We start from the raw sequence: 17,918 nt of genomic DNA, 5'->3' as shown, positions 1-17,918 counted from the left end.
ATAATTCCTTGTCTTCAAAAGTTCGGGGAAAGGGGTGCGGAAGGCTGCAGCCTTACAGCATGCAGGAAACGCAGCCCTCAACCTCGGTGCCTTCCAGCGCGAGCTGGCGCAGGCGGATGTAGTAAATGGTCTTGATGCCCTTGCGCCAGGCGTAGATCTGCGCCTTGTTGATGTCGCGGGTGGTTGCGGTGTCCTTGAAGAACAGCGTCAGGGACAGGCCCTGGTCCACGTGCTGCGTGGCGGCAGCGTAGGTGTCGATGATCTTCTCGTAGCCGATTTCGTACGCATCCTGGTAGTACTCCAGGTTGTCGTTGGTCAGGTACGGGGCCGGGTAGTAGACGCGCCCGAGCTTGCCTTCCTTGCGGATCTCGATCTTCGACGCCACCGGGTGAATGGAAGAGGTGGAGTTGTTGATGTAGGAGATCGATCCGGTGGGCGGCACGGCCTGCAGGTTCTGGTTGTAGATGCCGTGCTCCATGACCGAAGCCTTCAGCGCCTCCCAGTCAGCGGCGGTGGGGATGTGCACGCCCTCGAAGAGCTCGCGCACACGCTGGGTCTGAGGTACCCATTCCTGGTTGGTGTACTTGTCGAAGTACTCCCCCGTGGCGTATTTGGAACGCTCGAAGCCGGCGAACTTGCGGCCGGTCTCGATGGCCAGCAGGTTCGACGCCCGCACGGCGTGGTAAACCACCGTGTAGAAGTAGATGTTGGTGAAGTCGATGCCCTCTTCGGAGCCGTAGTAGACCCGCTCGCGTGCCAGATAGCCGTGCAGGTTCATCTGGCCCAGGCCGATGGCGTGGGACATGTCGTTGCCCTTGGCAATGGACGGAACCGAACCGATGTGGCTCATGTCCGAAACGGCGGTCAGCGCACGGATGGCCGTCTCAATGGTCCGGCCGAAGTCCGGCGAATCCATGGTCTTGGCAATGTTCAGCGAGCCGAGGTTGCAGGAGATGTCCTTGCCGGTCTCGTCGTAGGACAGGTCATCCTTGTACGTGGTGGGCTGGGAAACCTGGAGGATCTCCGAGCACAGGTTGGACATGATGATCTTGCCCTCGATCGGGTTCTCCCGGTTCACCGTGTCCTCGAACATGATGTAGGGGTAGCCCGACTCGAACTGGATCTCGGCGAGGGTCTGGAAGAAGTCGCGGGCACGGATCTTGGTCTTCTTGATCCGCGCGTCGTCGACCATCTCGTAGTACTTTTCGGTGACCGAGATGTCGGAGAACGGCATGCCGTAGACCTTCTCGACGTCGTACGGGGAGAACAGGTACATGTCCTCGTCGCGCTTGGCCAGTTCGAAGGTGATGTCCGGAACGACGACGCCGAGCGAGAGGGTCTTGATGCGGATCTTCTCATCCGCGTTTTCGCGCTTGGTGTCCAGGAACCGGTTAATGTCCGGGTGGTGGGCGTGCAGGTACACGGCACCGGCACCCTGGCGGGCGCCCAGCTGGTTGGCGTAGGAGAAGCTGTCCTCGAGGAGCTTCATCACGGGGATAACGCCGGAGGACTGGTTCTCGATCTGCTTGATCGGCGCACCGACCTCGCGGATGTTCGTCAGTGCGAAGGCAACGCCGCCGCCGCGCTTGGACAGCTGCAGTGCGGAGTTGATGGAGCGGCCGATGGACTCCATGTTGTCTTCGATGCGCAGCAGGAAGCAGGAGACCAGCTCGCCGCGCTGTGCCTTGCCCGCGTTGAGGAACGTGGGGGTGGCCGGCTGGAAGCGGCCCTCGATGATTTCATCCACCATCTGGGTGGCGAGCTGCTCGTCGCCGCGGGCCAGGTGCAGGGCAACCATGCAGACGCGGTCTTCGTAACGCTCCAGGTAACGCTTGCCGTCGAAGGTCTTCAGCGTGTACGAGGTGTAGAACTTGAACGCGCCCAGGAAGGTCTCGAAGCGGAACTTCTTCTTGTAGGCGCGGTTGTACAGCTCCTTGATGAAGGTCATGGAGTACTGGTCGAGCGTTTCCGGCTCGTAGTACTCATTCTTGACCAGGTATTCCAGCTTCTCTTCCAGGTCGTGGAAGAAGACCGTGTTGTTGTTAACGTGCTGGAGGAAGTACTGGCGCGCAGCAGCGCGGTCGGCGTCGAACTGGATCTCTCCGTTCTTGCCATACAGGTTCAGCATGGCGTTGAGCTCGTGATAACCCAGGCCCTTGTAAGCCTCCGGGAGCTCCTTGGAGTCCGTCATGCCGGCTTCTGCGACTGATGTGTCCAAAACTTTTCCAATCCTTCGTTAACCTTGGCAACGTCCTCGGACGTGCCCATGAGTTCAAATCGATACAGCACGGGGACCTGGCATTTCACGGCAATGATGTCTGCCGCGAGGCAATAGGAGTCCCCGAAGTTTGTGTTGCCCGCGCCGATCACTCCCCGGATCAGGGAGCGGTTGCCCTCATGGTTCAGGAACTTGATGACCTGTTTGGGAACGGCGCCCCGGGCTGCGGCCCCCGGTGATGCAGCAGTTCCACCGTAGGTGGGAAGCAGCAGTACATAGGGCCGGAGGGCCAGCAGCGTGGGCTGGGAGGTGTGGAGCGGGAGCTGGGCCGCGCGGATCCCGAGCTTCTCCACGAAGCGGCGGGTATACCCGGAGGCTGAGGAGAAGTAGATCAAGGACGCATCCGTTTCCGGCTGCCCATCTCCTGCGGATGCCGGCGCAAAGCCGGTGGAATGTGCCATCCCCAGTGTCATGGTTGCTGCGCTCCTGACGGGTATTGCGCGGGTGGTGCGTGATGCGGGTTGCTGCGGCGGGAAGCCGAGGGCCTGCGGGGCCCGGGGGAACCCTAGGCTACGGAGGAAACCTGTGCCTGGGACAGCTCTTCGATCTTGTCGGGCCGGAAGCCGGACCAGGAGTCCTGCTCGGTGACGACAACGGGTGCCTGCATGTAGCCCATTGCACGGACGCGCTCGAGGGCCTCGGGGTCCTGCGACATGTCCACGCTCTGGTACACAATGCCCTTCTTGTCGAGGGCGCGGTAAGTGGCGTTGCACTGTACGCAGGCGGGCTTGGTGTAAACCGTAACGGTCATGGCTGGTCTCCCCTAGTGAAGCGTGAAGTCTGTTCTGTGCTGCTGGATGAAGCTGGCGGTGCTGGACGTGCGTGGTGCTCAAAAAACTGCTTGCGGAGCTTGGTGAAGCTCTCGAAGTCTGTTCCTAGATACTACATCCAGTTCCATGCCCAGACACTACATCTAGTGCGCCCCCTGAGGTGGAACCCCTACATGATGTATTACAAGTATGTCATTACGCAGGCCCGTCGTCCACAGTTTGTGCACAGGGGATGCCGCGTATTCCGGCGGGATTTCCGCGGCTCCGCGGGGGTTCTCCACAGCCTGTGCAGAACCCGGCGGGCATGTGACGAGGCAGGCAAGATTCACGCGTGTCGCGTACCGTGGGCGTGTCGGGTCTAGTACCGGCCAACACTAGATCTTGTGGTCGACCCCGCCGGGGCGAGGAAGGAGGGCAGCGGACATGGTGAACCCCGTGCACCTGAAGACGCTGTTGGAGGTTCTCCGCACCGGGTCGTTTGCCGCCGCCGCCCTGCGGCTGGGCTATACGGCGTCCGCGGTGTCCCAACAGATGTCAGCCCTGGAGAAGGACACCGGAGCACGCCTGTTCGAGCGTTCGGCCCGCACGGCCTCCCCCACCGAAGCCGCCGTCGTCATGTCCCGGCACGCCGTCAAGGTGCTCACCGACATGGACGCCCTCCTGGCAGCCGCCGCACGGCCGGGACCGGGCAGCGGGCAGGAGCTGCGGCTGGGCATCTTCCCCAGCCTGGCCACCTTCGCCCTCCCGGAACTGCTGGCCTCGCCCCAGTGGCGGGACCTGGGAATTGAGCTGCTGCTTTCCGTTGCGGAACCCGCACAGACCATCCAGGGCCTGCGCACCGGCGGGAACCTCGACGTCGCACTGGTGTACCAGGTGGGCCAGGGCGGCCTGGCCTGGCCGTCCTCCATCCGCCGCCGATGGCTGGGTGACGATAACTTCCGGGTGGTGCTGCCCGAATCCTGGGGGATCCGCAGCGGCGCCGAGGTGACGGCCGAACAGCTGGCGGGGATGCCCTGGATCATGCACCACCCCGGCACCCCCGATGCGCTGGTGATTGAGCGGCTTTTCGCCAGCTGCAGCCTCCACCCGCAGGTGGCCGCGTACTGTGACGACTTCAATGCCAGCCTGGCGATGGCTTCCGCCGGCCTGGGCGCGGCGCTGGTGCCGGAGCTGGCGCTGCTGAACCGTCCCGCCGGCACGGTGGTGCTGGACGTCCCGGAGATCCGGCTGGCACGCAGCATCTTCGCCCTCCTGATCCACGAGCAGAACGTCCAGGTCCGGCTCTTCCTCGACCGGCTGGCGGATGTGCTGGGCCGGCGGAGCATAGTGCCGCTCCCCACATACGGCCCGCAGCAGGGCTGAAAAGTCGTTTTCGGGGTTGGCCCCGGGCCATACTCGAAACATGACCACTGGCGAAAAAACCATCTCCAAACGGTCATTGAGTGCCGTTACCAACCGGGTAACCGGAGTCCTGCGGGTCACCCGCTTCCAGCTCGCCTTCAAGGCGACCCTCGCTGTCGGCATCGCCTGGACACTCGCCCCGCATGTGCCGGGGGTGGCTTCGCAGTACCCGTACTACGCGCCTTTGGGTGCCATTGTCAGCATGTACCCCACAGTGTCCGGTTCGTTCCGCACCGGCATGGAGACCTTGGCGGGCCTGGTGACCGGCATGCTCCTGGCGCTGGGGGCACTGCTGATCGGCACCCCGAATGTCTGGACGATCTCGGTGATCGTGGGCATCGGCGTACTGCTTGGCGGGCTGTCCTTCCTGGGCGCGTCCGGCCGGGAATACGTGCCGATGGCTGCGTTGTTCGTGCTGGTCCTGGGCGGTGATGATCCGGACGGCTACTCGTTCGGCTACGGGGTGCAGATGCTGGTAGGCGTTGGTGTCGGGCTGGCCGTCAATGCCCTTGTCTTCCCGCCCCTGCACCTGAACGGCGCCGTCAACGGGCTGGTGACGCTGCGGAAGTCGCTGGCTCGGCAGCTGCGGGACATGGGCACGGCGCTGGAGGAAACCTGGCCGCCTAAACACGAGGACTGGTCCCAGCGCGAGAGCGAACTGGATACCCTGACCAAGGAGGTCCGGGAAGCCGTGGAGCTGGCAGACAACAGCCGGCACGGAAACATCCGCAGCCGCAAGTACAGACGTGATTTCACTGCCGACTACCGGGCACTGCGGGCCATGGAACGTGCCACCCGGCATGTGAAGGACATGACCGAAGTCCTCACGGACGCCATCTGGCGCAACCCGGAGCATGTGGCTGTCCCGGCGGCACTGATCGTTCCGCTGGCCGACGCCGTGAATGCCTGCGGCGAGGCGGTGGAGACGTGGGATCCCGAAAGTGAAGAGCATTCGACGGCAACCAAGGCACTTGTGGAACTGGTGCGGCTGGTCAACACCTCGGGCTCGGCGGACAGCCCGGTGGATGCGACGGCGGCCCTGGCCATGGACCTGCGCCGCATCCTTCGGATCATCAACACGGAGTCCGACGGCGACGCCTAGGCCGCGTTAGTGTCCTGCCCGCCGGCGAATAGCCCGCCCTGGATTTCCGCCGCTGATTTGCCAGCGCTTATAGCGGACGACTTCACCGGGTAAAGCCGCCGTTCTGAAACTAATTCAATTCCCGCAATAGGCGTGCAATGACAGGCATTCAGGGGTGTTCGACATTCCTTCGCAGGACCCGCAAGGTTGACACTGCCCTGCGGGAAAGCAAGACTGCGAAAGAGAAAGACACAGTGCACTGCGCATCACAAAGCACCATCCGTCGGGGTCAGCCGCCCGGAAATCCGGGTTAGACAACATGGAGGGCCTCCCGAGTTAAAGGGAGAACCAATGCAACAACGCAGAATCGCAATGCCGGCAATCGCCGCATTTAGTTTTGGCGCATTGTTCCTGTCGAGTTGTTCTCCAGCAGACACAGCGGAAGGTTCCGCTGTCCCGGAGACCAGCGCCGCAGCAAATCCCTCCGACTCCGCAGTCCCTGTCACGGCACCGGAGCCGGGCACAGCCGTCCTGGTCACCCAGATCCTGAATCTGGAAGGGGACCGCGGCGCCCGGTCCGTTCAAGGCATCAAGGTTAATGCCGAGGCCGTCACCCTGCAGGCAGCCTGTAACCGGACAGGTACCATCACCATCGAGATGGCCAAGGTAGGACCAATGAAGCTCTCATGCGGGCCGGACGCCAACAATCACTCGCTGACCGTGGACATCAGGCCCGCCGCAGGGGAACTAGATGTGAACGTGTACGGGACCGAAGGCGTTCCCTGGGGTGTGACCATCACCGAGGCAGAACTGCCCTAAACGCAAAACAGCCCGTGCCTTGGGATTTCCCAGGGCACGGGCCGTTTTATGCGAGATGCGCGGGTCTACCCCTCGTCCGTCAACAGACCGATCTCGGCAAGCTGACGGGCCATCCCGGCGCCGTCCGGGGCGTAAATCCACGGCACGTCCACCGGGGTCTCCCCCGGCTTCCCCGTCCGTCCACCGGCCAGTACCGCTTCGCCGGCCGAGAGCTGGCGGATGGCGATGGCGCGGACGTTCTCCGGGTGGCGCTGTGCGAAGTCGGCATAGATCTCTTCGTCATGCTGGCCGTTGTCGCCGATCAGCAGCCACTTGATGTCCGGGAATTCCTGGGACAGGCGTTCCAGCTGGGTGCGCTTGTGCGCCTGTCCGCTGCGGAACCAGCGGTCCGTGGTGGGACCCCAGTCGGTCAGCAGCAGCGGACCGGCCGGATACAGGTTGCGGGTAATGAACCGGGTCAGCGTGGCAGCGACATTCCAGGCCCCGGTCGAGAGGTAGAGCACCGGGCCCACGGGGTTTTCCCGTGCCAGGCGGTCCATCATCACGGCCATTCCCGGAGTGGGTGTGCGGGCATGTTCGTCCAGGACGAAGGTGTTCCACGCGGCCAGCATCGGACGCGGCAGGGCGGTGACCATGATGGTGTCGTCGATATCGGACACCACGCCCACCTCGGCCGCGGGATCCACCACGTAGATGGGCGCCGTGGTTTCCTCGCCGTCTTCAGACCGGAGCAGGATGGTGGTCCATCCCGGAGCCAGGTCCGCCGGAAGGACGGCGTCGACCACTCCCCCGCGGTCGGCAGTGACCACATGCTTCTGGTCACCCACAACCACCGTGACCGTGGCTTTGTTGACCGGCGGGCTCGTGAAGTTCCGCCAGCCGCGGATGCCGTCGGCGATCGCCTTGGACGCCATCGACTTTTCAGCGCCGTCAAAATACCCGGGCTTGGCCAGGACTACCCGGCCGAGGACGCGCACCCATTCGGTGGAGCCGTACCCGGTGAAAGGGAGGACGATCTGCACGTCCCCCCGCTTCCGGGCACGTTCATCGCGCCATGCGTGCAGGGAATCCTCCATGCGCATGCCGAGGTGGGCCACCGGGGTTTTGTCCGCCGGACGGGCTACGGGGTTTTTTGTCATATTCCTAGTCTGTCAGATGCGTCGAATGCAGGTGTTCGCCAGTGCCCGCGTGAATCGCGCGCTAGATACGGTACTTGGAGCGAACCGGGCAGTCGAACGGATCACGTGCGGAGAGGCCCACCTCGTTGAGGTACCGAACCACGATGGCGTAGGACTGCACGAGTGTGGTCTCGGTGTAGGGGATGGAATGCTTGGCGCAGTGTTCCTTCACCAGTTCGCTGGCCCGGGCCAGCGACGGCCGGGGCATGCTCGGGAACAGGTGGTGCTCCACCTGGTAGTTCAGTCCGCCCATCAGGGTGTTCATACCCCGGCCGACAATGTTCCGGGAGGTAAGGACCTGGCGGCCGAGGAAGTCCACCTTGGAATCCCTGGGCAGGATCGGCATGCCCTTGTGGTTCGGGGCAAAGGAAGCGCCCATGTACACACCGAAGACGGCAAGCTGCACGCCGATGAAGGCGAAGGCCATTCCCACCGGCAGGAAGAAGAACACGGCAGCCAGGTAAAGGCCCAGGCGGGTGAAGACCATAACCAGTTCGGAAATACGGCCCTTGACCTGCTTGTTCTCGAACAGGTGCTTGATGGACGTCGCATGCAGGTTGATGCCCTCCAGCATCAGCAGCGGGAAGAACAGCCAGCCCTGGCGGCGTGCAAACCAGGCCATAAAGCCCTTCTGCCGTGCTGCCTGCTCCGGCAGGAAGGAGATGGTATCCATGTCGATGTCCGGATCCTTGCCCACCGTATTGGGGTTGGCATGGTGCCGGCTGTGCTTGTTCATCCACCACTGGTAACTGATGCCGACGACGGCGTTTGCCACGAACTTGCCGGCACGGTCATTCGCCGGTCCCGATTCGAAGACCTGCCGGTGCGAAGCCTCATGGGCAATAAACGCCAGCTGGGTCAGGAGGATGCCCAGCGCAGCGGCGATCAGCAGCTGGAACCAGCTTTCCCCGATAAAGAAGGACCCTGTGGCAGCGGCCACCAGGCCGAGGCACAGAAACACGAACGTGGTGATGTAAAAAGAGCTCCGGCGCTTCAGCAGTCCTTCATCGCGGACAGCCTTGAGCAGTCCGGAGTAGGTGCTGGTGACGTTGTTCCTGCGCGGCTTCTTTTCGCTCGGGCTTTCATCAACGGATGCAGTGGAGGATGCGGTTATGCTCATTCGGCCTTCAGGTGATGTACGACTTCCCAGCCGGGGTGACGAGCGGTTCCGCTCTGCAGATGTGATCAGCCTAACCCGGAAGTCTGGTGTTTGTCTGTGACACTCCCGTGACCTTTTGCCGCCGCCTCTCCGGACCGGGTACCGGGACGCCGGCGGTCCCGTTCCCGGCAGGCACCGTACGATGGGCTGCAGCCGACCCAAAGGAGTGCCATGGCTACCGCGACCGTCCGTAACCAGACCGCAGCCCTGCCCCGCTCGTGGTGGTGGGGGTTCCTTCCCTTCGCCGCGGCCTCAGCTGTTCATATCGGGGCACGTGCAGCCGAAGCCACCGACATCGCGGAGCCCACCAAGCTCACCCTGATGCCGTTGCTTGCCGTTGCCGTCCTGTGGGGTGCGCGCGGACTGCTCCGCGGGCCTTCCGGCCGGAAACTGCCGGCTGCACTGCTGCTGGCCGCACTGTTTTTCTCCTGGATCGGCGATGGGGCGGCCGCGTTCTTCCCCTCGGCACCGGAACTGCCGGTCATGCTTGGTTCGTTCGGTATTGCCCACATTTGTTACATCTGGCTGCTGGCGCGGTATGCCCAGGCCGGACCTCTTCCCCGGTGGGCACTGGTCTTTGGGTTGTGGTGGGTGCTGATGCTGCTGGTCCTCTGGCCGGCCCTCGGCGGCCTCGCCTTCGCCGTGGCGGCCTACGGCATTGTCCTCGCCGGCACGGCGGCGACGGCGGCGCGGTGCCGGCCGATGGTGGCAGCCGGCGGCCTGCTGTTCCTGGCCTCGGACACGGTCCTGGCCGGCCGGATCTTTTTGCCCGGGCAGATGCCGGACTGGACCAATCCGCTCGTGATGCTGACTTACTGTGCCGGGCAGGGCCTCATTGCCGCAGGGGTCCTGCGGACCTGGCGCGGGGTGCGCTGACGGACTATTCCCCGTTACCGGCGGAAAACGCGTCAGGTCTCCGTGGCGGGGCGGATCATCGGAGGGCTGAGATACTCATCCCGAACCGTGAACAGCGCGGCCGGTGCGCCCTTGCCGCGGGCGGCCTTGCGCCCGGTGTCATGCAGCGCGCCCGTCATCTTGCGGGTGAAGTTGCCGGCGTCGAGCTTGTCGGTGTTCCACACGGCCTGGTAGACCCGGCGCAGCTGGTAGAGGGCGAACTCCTCGGGCAGGAGCCTGGCAGCGGCGAGGGTGTATTCGATCTTGCCGGCGAGGCGCCCAAGAGCGGCGGTGAGGATCTCACGGTGGTCGAAGGCAAGCTTCTCAGTGGCGAGGACTTCGTACACGGGCAGCCAGTGCGCCGCCGACGTGTCGGTGCCGGGATTGAGTGCGGGCAGGACGCGGCCGTCGGTCGCGAGCAGTGCAAGGTGGGCGACGGAAACGACACGCATGCGGGGGTCGCGGTTCGGTGCGCTGTAGGTGGCCAGCTGCTCGACGTGGGCGCGGTGGGCACCAAGATCCAGCCCAGTCTCCTCCTCCAGCTCGCGCCAGGCTGCTGCAAGGGCGTCCTCATTCGGACCGACAAACCCGCCCGGCAGCGCCAGGGACCCCTTGAAGGGGTGCCCTCCGCGGCGGACGAAGGCGGCATGGAGAGTGCTTCCGGAGACGGCGAAGACGACCAGATCCACGGTCAGCGCAACGGAGGGATACTCCCTGGGCGCGTAGTCCTGAAGGAACTGCTCTTCTTCGCCGGCCATCAGGCTCCCGTCAATACCGTCCGTGTTGCCCAGGGCGGGGAGGTAAAGCTGTTCCGCTGGGCGATGATGAGGTCGATTATCCCAGTTGCCGCGGCAATCCGCTCCTGCGGGGTGCCGGAAACAAGGATCCAGGAATGGCCGGCTGCCGTGAGCTCCTCCTTGAACCACTCGGTCATTTCGGCGCGGGGGTGCTCGGCGTCGCGCCAGCCGTCGTCCTCGAAGGGCACGCCGTCGTGGTCGGTAATGAGGTACAGGTCGCGGTGCGGCAGCCGGTCGACGGCGTGATAGGAGCCGTAGCTCTGCTCGCCGATGTAGACGCGTTCAAAGAGGGAGGTGGTGATGACATCGGTGTCGGCAATCACCAGGGGGCACCGTGCCGCCGCCTCGTTCTCCATCTGGTTCTGGCGTTCTCCGATGAGGGCGAAATCCTCCGCCGTCCAGACCATGTCGGAGAGGACGGCGTCGGGCTTCCGTGCCTGCAGCTCGGCAAACTTATCGTAGGTGAACTGGCGGCCGAACTCGGGAACGTCCACCAGCTCGGGATAGCGGCCCCGGTAGTGGCCGGTCAGGGCCCGGGCCAGGGTGGTGGTGCCGGTGGATTCGGCACCGACCACGATGATGCGCACGGCCAGGTCCTGGCGGGCGGGCTTGATGATGTTCCGCCAGGCCGCGCTGAGGTCATCGCGGCAAAGGGTGCTGCTGACCGGGTAGGCGGCCCGGGCGTGGTCGACCATAACGTGGGCGGCTCCGAAGTCCTCAGCCAGCGTTGCGCCGTACTCTTCCGAGCTGAAGACGGCGTCGACGGCCGTGATGCCCTTGAGCTTGAGGGCAAGACGCAGCACTTCGTTGTGCGCCTTCCAGATCGCGCGGGAAGCGTAGTCCACGGGGCAGTCATCCGGCATGCCGATGACGGTGACGTTGCTCTCCTCGAACTCAGCGGCGAGCCATTTCACGCGGTCGGCAAGGCTGATGTTCTCGAACCGGCTGCCAAGGACGACGACGGCAAGCCCGGCGCACTGCTCCGACGCGGTGGCAATGAGATGCCGGTGGCCGGTATGCGGCGGAAAGAATTTGCCGATCACGACGCCCTGTTTGAACAGGCTCATGCCGGCACCTTTCCCGTTGCGGCGCCCGTGCGGGCGGCTGCGGTGCGGGTGCGCTTCCAGTCGATAAGGCCGTAGACGCAGAGGGCGGTGAAGCCGATGTAAAGGAGGCCGGTCAGGTTGAGGCCGCGGGAGAAGTAGAGCGGAACGCTGACAAGGTCGATGGCAATCCACACGTACCAGTGCTGGAAGATCTTCTTGGCCTGTCCGTACGTGGCCAGGAGCGATGCCGCCAGGACGAAGGCGTCGGGCCAGGGAACCTCGGAGTCCGTTCCATGGGTGAGGATCATGGCGATCCCTGCGGTGGCCAGGACGACGGCGGCGATCCCGGCGATGATTTCGTTCCGGCTGGCGTCGCGGATGGGCAGGTCGCTTTTCTGCTCCGTGTCCCTGGCGCCGCGGACCCAGTTGTACCAGCCGTAGACGGCGACTGCCGCAAACACGGCCTGCAGGACGGTCTCCCCGTAGAGCCCGGCACCGAAGAACAGGATCATGAACGCAATGTTGTTGACGATGCCCACGGGCCAGTTCCAGGCCTTTTGCCGGGCGACGCCGTAGACGCAGGCCGCTCCGGTGACGAATCCGATGACTTCGATCCAGCTGACGGGTGCTCCGAGCAGGTTTGCCGCCGGCGAGTTCATCCAGTCCAGTACTGCGTTCATGTCGCTCCCCTGATTTATTGTCAATGTGACAATGAGTAGCCTAGGGCCGGCGGAGGGAGAACGGAAGGGCTGGTCTGCACCAATAGTGAGATCTAGGTCACATGTAGATAAAGCCCCGCCCGCCGTGGCGGGCGGGGCGTCACCGAACCAGGTCAGTCCTGCACGTCGGCCAGATTCCGCGCCGCGGCATACCCGAAGGTCAGGCCCTGCCCGATGGTGGCACCGGGCCCCGGGTACACCCGTCCGAAAGCATTCCCGGCGGCGTTTCCGATTGCGTACAACCCGGGAATCGTGCTGCCGTCCGTAGCCAGGGCCTGCCCGTTGGCATCGGCGCGTATGCCGCCGCAGGTGCCCAGATCCCCCGGGACAACCTGCACTGCGTAGTACGGGCCGGCGTCGATAGGCCCAAGACACGGATTGGGTGAAACCGTGGGGTCCCCGTAGTAGCGGTCGTACGCGCTGTCGCCCCGGCCGAAGTCGTCGTCCCGCCCTGCCCCCGCCAGGCTGTTGAACCGCTCCACCGTTGCAGGCAGCTCCGCCATGCCCAGCGAGGAGGCGAGCTTTTCAAGGGTTGGCTCCTGCTTGGCAATGCCCGCGTCATACCAGGCCTTGGGCAGGGGCTGGCGCGGGAACAGCCCGCCGCCGAACAGATAGCGGTTGCGGTATCGCTGGTCGAAGATCATCCAGGCCGGAATGTGGGGGTCTTCCGGAGTGTGCTTCGACGTGATGATCTGCCCGGCGGTCATGTAGTTCACGGCTTCGTTCATGAAGCGCCGTCCACTGCCGTTGACAATGATCTGTCCCGGGAGCGACCGCTCTGCAAGGAGTGCGCCCGGCATGGGCCCCGGGACGGGCACGGCGGGGAACCACCAGGCTGCATCCATGAATGCCAGATCCGCTCCGTGGCTTTGGGCAATGGAAACGACATCGCCCGTATTGGACTCTGCGCCGAAGCTCCAGGACCCGTCGACGTAAGGAGACTGGAATTCATGCCGCATCCCGGCGTTTCGGTCGAACCCTCCCGTGGCCAAGATGACCCCGCGGCGGGCGCGCACCCTGGTTTTGAGCCCGTCCCGCTCCACGACGACGCCGGTAACACGTCCGTCTTCGATGATCAGGTCATCCAGCGGTGTCTGCGTCCAAATCGGCACCCCTGCCTTTCGCAGCCCGGCCAGGAGGCCTGCAGCCAGTGCCTGTCCGCCGGCCAGGTACTCACGCCCAAGCGCCATGCCGCCTACCCCCAGGCCCAGCTGGCGGGCACCGGCAAGCACCCCCTTGGGGCTGCGGGCCACCAGGTTCAGCCATTTGTAGGCGCGGCTGGTAATCGGCATGGGAAACGGTGCCTTGAGTTTGGGTGCCCGCAGAAGCGCCCGGTCGGCGCCCAATGATTTGGCATCGAACGGTTTGGGCTCGCAGGCCCTCCCTGTCGCCGACCCTCCCGGGAGCTCGGGGAAATAGTCGGCGTATTCGTTCATGAACTGGAACTTCAGCGGCGTCATGCTTCGCAGCAGGTCGACGGTGGCGCGGCCCGCATCGATGTGGGTCTGCCAGCGTTCGTCCTTCACTTCGCCCCGGGTGGCTTCCCTGAGATAGGTACGGATCCGTTCCGGGTCCTCTTTCTGGCCGTTCTCCTCCAGGATGGAGTTGCCGGGGATCCAAAAGCCGCCTCCGGACAGCGAAGTTGATCCCCCTACATACGGAGATTTCTCCACCACCAGGGCGGACATTCCGTGATGCGCGGCGGCAAGCGCCGCGAACATTCCCGTCCCTGCGCCGACCACAACAACGTCTACTTCTTCCATCAGAGTGCCTCCCCGTTTTTCTGAATAAAGGTCACGGGACTGGCAGGCTCCGGCTAAGCAACAACGGGCGTTCCCGTCCCCATGGTGGGGAGTATCACAGAGAAAGGCCGGATGCGCTATGCGGGGGGCGCTTGGAAAGCGGGCAGAACGACCCTGAGGGCACAGCGAGGGCTGGGGGAGCGGAACGATGGGAGGCGCGGGCGTACTGCCCCGAAACCATGTTGTCCGGACATGCAAAAAGAGGCCTGATTACTCAGACCTCTTCCTTGGTGGAGCTGAGGGGACTCGAACCCCTGACCCCCTGCATGCCATGCAGGTGCGCTACCAGCTGCGCCACAGCCCCGAACTTTCAGTGGTTGTCCACCGCAAACCCTCCGGTTTCCCGAAGGTTTTGGTGGAGCTGAGGGGACTCGAACCCCTGACCCCCTGCATGCCATGCAGGTGCGCTACCAGCTGCGCCACAGCCCCAAAACTAAAGGTTGTCTGCCTCACTTTTCCGTTCACCGGGGCGAAGCAACTCCTCTACCTTAGTACAAATCAACAGGAGCGCAAAATCCATAACTCCGCTCCCCTGCCGGGCTTCCGACAGGGTCGTCAGCCCTCCACCGGGCCGCTGGGGAGCGAGTCCAGCCCTACATTGTGCTGGGCCAGGTGCCAGGCGGAATTCCCGTGGCGGTCCGGGATTTCCTGCAGGACGGACCAGTGGCAGTTGGATACTCCCGAAATGACTGCCCAGGACTCCGTGGGCAGGCCGAGCAGGGCACAGATTCCGGCGCGGATCGCTCCGCCGTGGCTTACTGCCACCAGGGTGCCGCCGGCGGGCAGTCCCTCGACCGCCTCACCCACGGCTTCGGCTACCCGCCTGCCGACGTCGACACGTGTTTCGCCGCCGCCGGCCCGGGCGCTGCCGACGCCGGCGGACCAGGCCGCGAGCAACGGCGCGTCCTGCTCGGCGATCTGCGTGAAGGTCTGCCCCTCCCACGTGCCGGCGAAGGTTTCGCGCAGGCGCTTGTCCTGTGCAACGGCAACGCCCGTCTCCGCGGCCAGGGCCCTGCCCGTATTAAGGGCACGGCTCAGGTCCGAGGAAACAATGATGTCCGGCTCGAGGAACCGCAGCACTGCCGCAGCCTCGGCTGCCTGGCGGGTGCCGTCGTCGTCAAGGGCAATATCCTGCTGCCCCTGGAAACGTCCCACCCGGTTCCACTCGGTGCGGCCGTGGCGCCAGAAAACCACCCGGCGCGACGCGGTATCCGGATCCCAGGGGGCTGGGGCGCTCACGTGTGCAGGCTACTCGGACTCGGCGCCGGCAGGGGCGTCTTCGAGCTGAAGGTCAACCTCGGGGCAGTCCTTCCACAGGCGCTCCAGTGCGTAGAACACCCGGTCTTCTTCGTGCTGCACGTGCACTACGACGTTGGCGTAGTCCAGCAGGACCCAGCGGCCTTCGCTGCGCCCCTCACGGCGGATGGGCTTGAGGTCCATCTTTGCCAGTTCCTCTTCGATGCCGTCAACAATGGAGTTGACCTGGCGTTCGTTCGACGCGGAGGCAATGAGGAAGACATCGGTGATGGCGAGGCGTTCGCTCACGTCGATTGCGACAATGTCGTCGGCAATCTTGGCCGACGCCGCTTTCGCCGCCGCCCGTGCGATGTCAATGGAAGATTCGGTGGCGCTCAAAGTGTGTCTCCTTGGGGTAATCGGTCAGCCGCCAAGGCCGCCGACGATCATTAATATTCCGACGATCAGGGCAAGTGTGCCCAGACCTGCAACACCGGCGGCTGCAAAACGCAGCCTCCGGGTACGGCCGAGTCCGGCCGTCATGACATCTAGTGGGTCGAGCCCGAAGGCGCTTCGGGCTCCGATTGGGCTGGCCGCTTCCTCATCCGGTGCATTGACCAGCGCATCCGCGCGGGCCAGGATCCGTGAATGGCGCACGTCCGTAGCACCCACAGGTTTCCGGCGCGGCGCGGACGCCGGACGCTGGGCAGGGGCCACGGGCCGGTCGGCCGGTGCCGCCGCCTGCTGCGTCGCAGCGGTGACGACAGGCACATGCGAGGTGGGCGGTGCCTTCATCACGGGATGTTCCATCCCGGGGACGTTGACGAATTCGAGCGGGGTCACCATGGCCAGGTTGTGGGCAGTGCTCGGATCGCCGGACGAGGGCCTGCGCTGCTCATTTTCCCGGGACAGCTTCTCTATGGCCCGGGTGCGGCGGTTCAGCACCTTGGCACGTTCAGCCAGGGCTTTCTGCTGTGCCAGCAGTTCCAGGTCCACCGCCTGCGGGTCCTGGGCCTCCATCGCTTCCATAGCCGCGACGTGGTTGCGGGCCTGCCCCTCGAGTGCCTGGCGGGCGGCCAGGGCCTGCTCCACGCTCATGCCCTCGACGTCGGCATTGGGATCGGTGCCTGCAGCGGCCCCGGCAACGGGTACCGCCGTCACGGACTCCGTTGCCGTGGGCTCCGATTCCGGGGTCGCTGTTGCCGAGCGCCGGCTCTGCTGGCGGGATGCCTGCACCCGGGAGCCGGTTTCCTGCTCGTGCTCGGTTTCGGCAGCCTGTAGATCCGGAGCCTCCGACTCCCCGTCCACAGCCGCTGCCGGCGACTGCCGGCGTCGTTCCCGGCGCAGGGGCACACTGGCAGGTGACGGGGTTTCGGCAAGCGGTCCGGATGCGGCCGGGCGGACGGCGGGCGACTCGACGGCGGCCGCCGGCACAGGGGTCGTCCGGCTGCCTGCCGCTGCGGCACGCTGCTGCTGCTGAAGTCTCAACTGGCGGCGGGTAGGCAGGGCGGTTTCCGGGTCCGGGCGCTCCTGCGTGTCGGCCAGGGCCTTGTACGCACGCAGCGCTTCCCTGTCACGGGCGCGCTGCTGGGACTCACGTTCCCGCGGCCCGGCCGGGGAATCCACAGGTACGTCGGCCGCCCGGCGGCTGCGCCGCGGCGCGGACTCTGGACCGTTAGTCATTTCCTACCCATCCGGTATATGTGTTTACGCTACTGGTTCTGATTCGGTTTTCGCGGAGCCCAGGGCCTGCTGTCCTGCGGCATACAGGCGGTGCTTTGCGATGTACTGCACCACTCCGTCCGGCACGAGGTACCACACGGGGTTACCTTCGGCCACGCGGCGCCGGCAGTCAGTCGACGAAATCGCCATCGCGGGCACATCCATCAGGACAACATCATCCCGGCCGACGTTTTCCAGGACATGCCCGGGCCGCGTCACCCCCACGAAACGCGCCAGGGACCACAGTTCCTGGATGTCTTTCCAGGACAGGATCTGCGCCATGGCATCGGCGCCGGTGATGAAGAACAGATCGGCCTCGGGCCTCGCTGCCTTCAAATCGCGCAGTGTGTCGATGGTGTACGTGGGTCCGGGGCGGTCAATATCGACCCGGCTCACCGTGAAGCGCGGGTTCGACGCCGTCGCGATGACCGTCATCAGGTACCGGTGTTCGGCCGGGCTCACCTGCTGTTTGGCCGGCTTATGCCACGGATCGCCGGTGGGCACAAAGACAACCTCGTCAAGGTCGAATGTGGACGCCACTTCGCTTGCCGCCACCAGGTGGCCGTGGTGAATCGGGTCGAACGTTCCACCCATGACTCCGAGGCGGAATCTGCGTTTTCCGTTGCTTTCCGTCCGCTGCGGTTCACCCATGGGGAAGAACGCCTTCGCTGACTCCACGTACGGGGTCAGTCCCGGATGGCCTGGCCGTGGTCATGCTTGTCGGGGAACTGGCGCTGGGGGTCAACGTGCTCCGGCTCGGCCGTGTGGCGGTTGCCCACGTTGCTGAAAGACACCGTGATCAGCATCAGTAGCAGCAGCGCCGCAAAGATCACCCCGCCGTAGACGTACGGAGACGCCGGCAGTTCAACGTGGTGTTCTTCGGCCATCTCCGCAGCAGTAAGCACGGCGCCCGTAAGCTGGATCAGCATGTATCTCCCCTAGAGATCGATAGGTTCCGCCGGGCAGCCGGCGGAACGGGTTCTAGTCAATGGTACGCGTAACGGAGTGCACATCGC

At 64.6% G+C, this 17,918-nt stretch carries 18 protein-coding genes and 2 tRNA genes; 4 read left to right on the top strand and 16 right to left on the bottom strand.

What is annotated here, in order from left to right; genetic code table 11:
* Positions 1 to 52 precede the first annotated feature (52 nt).
* From nrdE to nrdH, 3 genes are all read right to left on the bottom strand, one after another.
* Positions 53 to 2,191 (bottom strand): class 1b ribonucleoside-diphosphate reductase subunit alpha, encoded by a 2,139-nt coding sequence (nrdE, locus tag LOC60_RS05670; RefSeq protein ID WP_230023751.1) that lies wholly within the window; start codon positions 2,189 to 2,191, stop codon positions 53 to 55.
* Positions 2,188 to 2,679 carry a class Ib ribonucleoside-diphosphate reductase assembly flavoprotein NrdI gene (nrdI, locus tag LOC60_RS05665; protein ID WP_230023749.1) on the bottom strand — a complete coding sequence of 164 codons (492 nt, stop codon included), beginning with the start codon at positions 2,677 to 2,679 and terminating at the stop codon, positions 2,188 to 2,190. Before nrdI ends, nrdE begins: the two co-directional genes overlap by 4 nt.
* Before the next feature lie 104 nt (positions 2,680 to 2,783).
* Complete coding sequence (gene nrdH / locus LOC60_RS05660; RefSeq protein ID WP_230023332.1) at positions 2,784 to 3,029, bottom strand: glutaredoxin-like protein NrdH; 246 nt, start codon at positions 3,027 to 3,029, stop codon at positions 2,784 to 2,786.
* A gap of 442 nt (positions 3,030 to 3,471) precedes the next feature.
* On the opposite strand from nrdH, the gene LOC60_RS05655 reads away from it, so the two are divergent.
* From LOC60_RS05655 to LOC60_RS05645, 3 genes are all read left to right on the top strand, one after another.
* The gene (locus tag LOC60_RS05655; RefSeq protein ID WP_230023329.1) at positions 3,472 to 4,410 is read left to right on the top strand and encodes a LysR family transcriptional regulator; all 939 of its coding nucleotides are present in this window, start codon (positions 3,472 to 3,474) and stop codon (positions 4,408 to 4,410) included.
* A 40-nt stretch (positions 4,411 to 4,450) separates the two neighbouring features.
* The gene (locus LOC60_RS05650; protein WP_230023326.1) at positions 4,451 to 5,551 is read left to right on the top strand and encodes an FUSC family protein; all 1,101 of its coding nucleotides are present in this window, start codon (positions 4,451 to 4,453) and stop codon (positions 5,549 to 5,551) included.
* A 330-nt stretch (positions 5,552 to 5,881) separates the two neighbouring features.
* The gene (locus LOC60_RS05645) at positions 5,882 to 6,349 is read left to right on the top strand and encodes a hypothetical protein (protein WP_230023324.1); all 468 of its coding nucleotides are present in this window, start codon (positions 5,882 to 5,884) and stop codon (positions 6,347 to 6,349) included.
* Positions 6,350 to 6,414: 65 nt separating this feature from the next.
* Here LOC60_RS05645 and LOC60_RS05640 read toward each other — a convergent pair whose 3' ends face one another.
* Entirely contained in the window at positions 6,415 to 7,488 is a 1,074-nt protein-coding gene (locus tag LOC60_RS05640; protein WP_230023322.1) for an App1 family protein, read from the bottom strand.
* 61 nt (positions 7,489 to 7,549) lie between these two features.
* On the bottom strand, positions 7,550 to 8,647 hold the full coding sequence (locus tag LOC60_RS05635; RefSeq protein WP_230023319.1) for a fatty acid desaturase family protein: 1,098 nt from the start codon (positions 8,645 to 8,647) through the stop codon (positions 7,550 to 7,552).
* 210 nt (positions 8,648 to 8,857) lie between these two features.
* On the opposite strand from LOC60_RS05635, the gene LOC60_RS05630 reads away from it, so the two are divergent.
* Positions 8,858 to 9,562, top strand: coding sequence for a lysoplasmalogenase (locus tag LOC60_RS05630; protein ID WP_230023316.1), 705 nt, complete (start codon positions 8,858 to 8,860; stop codon positions 9,560 to 9,562).
* A 32-nt stretch (positions 9,563 to 9,594) separates the two neighbouring features.
* Here the strand turns inward: LOC60_RS05630 and LOC60_RS05625 are convergent, their stop codons facing one another.
* From LOC60_RS05625 to LOC60_RS05575, 11 genes are all read right to left on the bottom strand, one after another.
* Entirely contained in the window at positions 9,595 to 10,338 is a 744-nt protein-coding gene (locus LOC60_RS05625; RefSeq protein ID WP_230023313.1) for an NUDIX hydrolase, read from the bottom strand.
* Entirely contained in the window at positions 10,338 to 11,444 is a 1,107-nt protein-coding gene (locus LOC60_RS05620) for an AAA family ATPase (RefSeq protein WP_230023310.1), read from the bottom strand. Before LOC60_RS05620 ends, LOC60_RS05625 begins: the two co-directional genes overlap by 1 nt.
* Positions 11,441 to 12,103, bottom strand: a complete 663-nt coding sequence (gene pnuC, locus LOC60_RS05615) for a nicotinamide riboside transporter PnuC (RefSeq protein ID WP_230023286.1) — start codon at positions 12,101 to 12,103, stop codon at positions 11,441 to 11,443. The genes LOC60_RS05620 and pnuC overlap by 4 nt, the downstream gene beginning before the upstream one ends.
* Before the next feature lie 152 nt (positions 12,104 to 12,255).
* Positions 12,256 to 13,905, bottom strand: a complete 1,650-nt coding sequence (locus LOC60_RS05610) for an FAD-dependent oxidoreductase (RefSeq protein ID WP_230023283.1) — start codon at positions 13,903 to 13,905, stop codon at positions 12,256 to 12,258.
* Between the two features lie 267 nt (positions 13,906 to 14,172).
* A tRNA-Ala gene (locus LOC60_RS05605) sits at positions 14,173 to 14,248 on the bottom strand.
* A gap of 49 nt (positions 14,249 to 14,297) precedes the next feature.
* Positions 14,298 to 14,373, bottom strand: a tRNA-Ala gene (locus LOC60_RS05600).
* 126 nt (positions 14,374 to 14,499) lie between these two features.
* Positions 14,500 to 15,183, bottom strand: a complete 684-nt coding sequence (locus LOC60_RS05595) for a histidine phosphatase family protein (RefSeq protein WP_230023280.1) — start codon at positions 15,181 to 15,183, stop codon at positions 14,500 to 14,502.
* A gap of 9 nt (positions 15,184 to 15,192) precedes the next feature.
* Positions 15,193 to 15,579, bottom strand: coding sequence for a ribosome silencing factor (gene rsfS / locus LOC60_RS05590; RefSeq protein WP_230023277.1), 387 nt, complete (start codon positions 15,577 to 15,579; stop codon positions 15,193 to 15,195).
* A gap of 24 nt (positions 15,580 to 15,603) precedes the next feature.
* On the bottom strand, positions 15,604 to 16,863 hold the full coding sequence (locus tag LOC60_RS05585) for a hypothetical protein (protein ID WP_230023274.1): 1,260 nt from the start codon (positions 16,861 to 16,863) through the stop codon (positions 15,604 to 15,606).
* Positions 16,864 to 16,887: 24 nt separating this feature from the next.
* Positions 16,888 to 17,553, bottom strand: coding sequence for a nicotinate-nucleotide adenylyltransferase (gene nadD, locus LOC60_RS05580; protein WP_269440159.1), 666 nt, complete (start codon positions 17,551 to 17,553; stop codon positions 16,888 to 16,890).
* A gap of 35 nt (positions 17,554 to 17,588) precedes the next feature.
* Entirely contained in the window at positions 17,589 to 17,831 is a 243-nt protein-coding gene (locus LOC60_RS05575; RefSeq protein WP_230023271.1) for a hypothetical protein, read from the bottom strand.
* Positions 17,832 to 17,918 lie beyond the last annotated feature (87 nt).

This window comes from Arthrobacter sp. zg-Y769 (assembly GCF_020907405.1).
Classification (GTDB): domain Bacteria; phylum Actinomycetota; class Actinomycetes; order Actinomycetales; family Micrococcaceae; genus Arthrobacter_B.
This window is presented reverse-complemented; position numbering and strand designations above follow the sequence as displayed.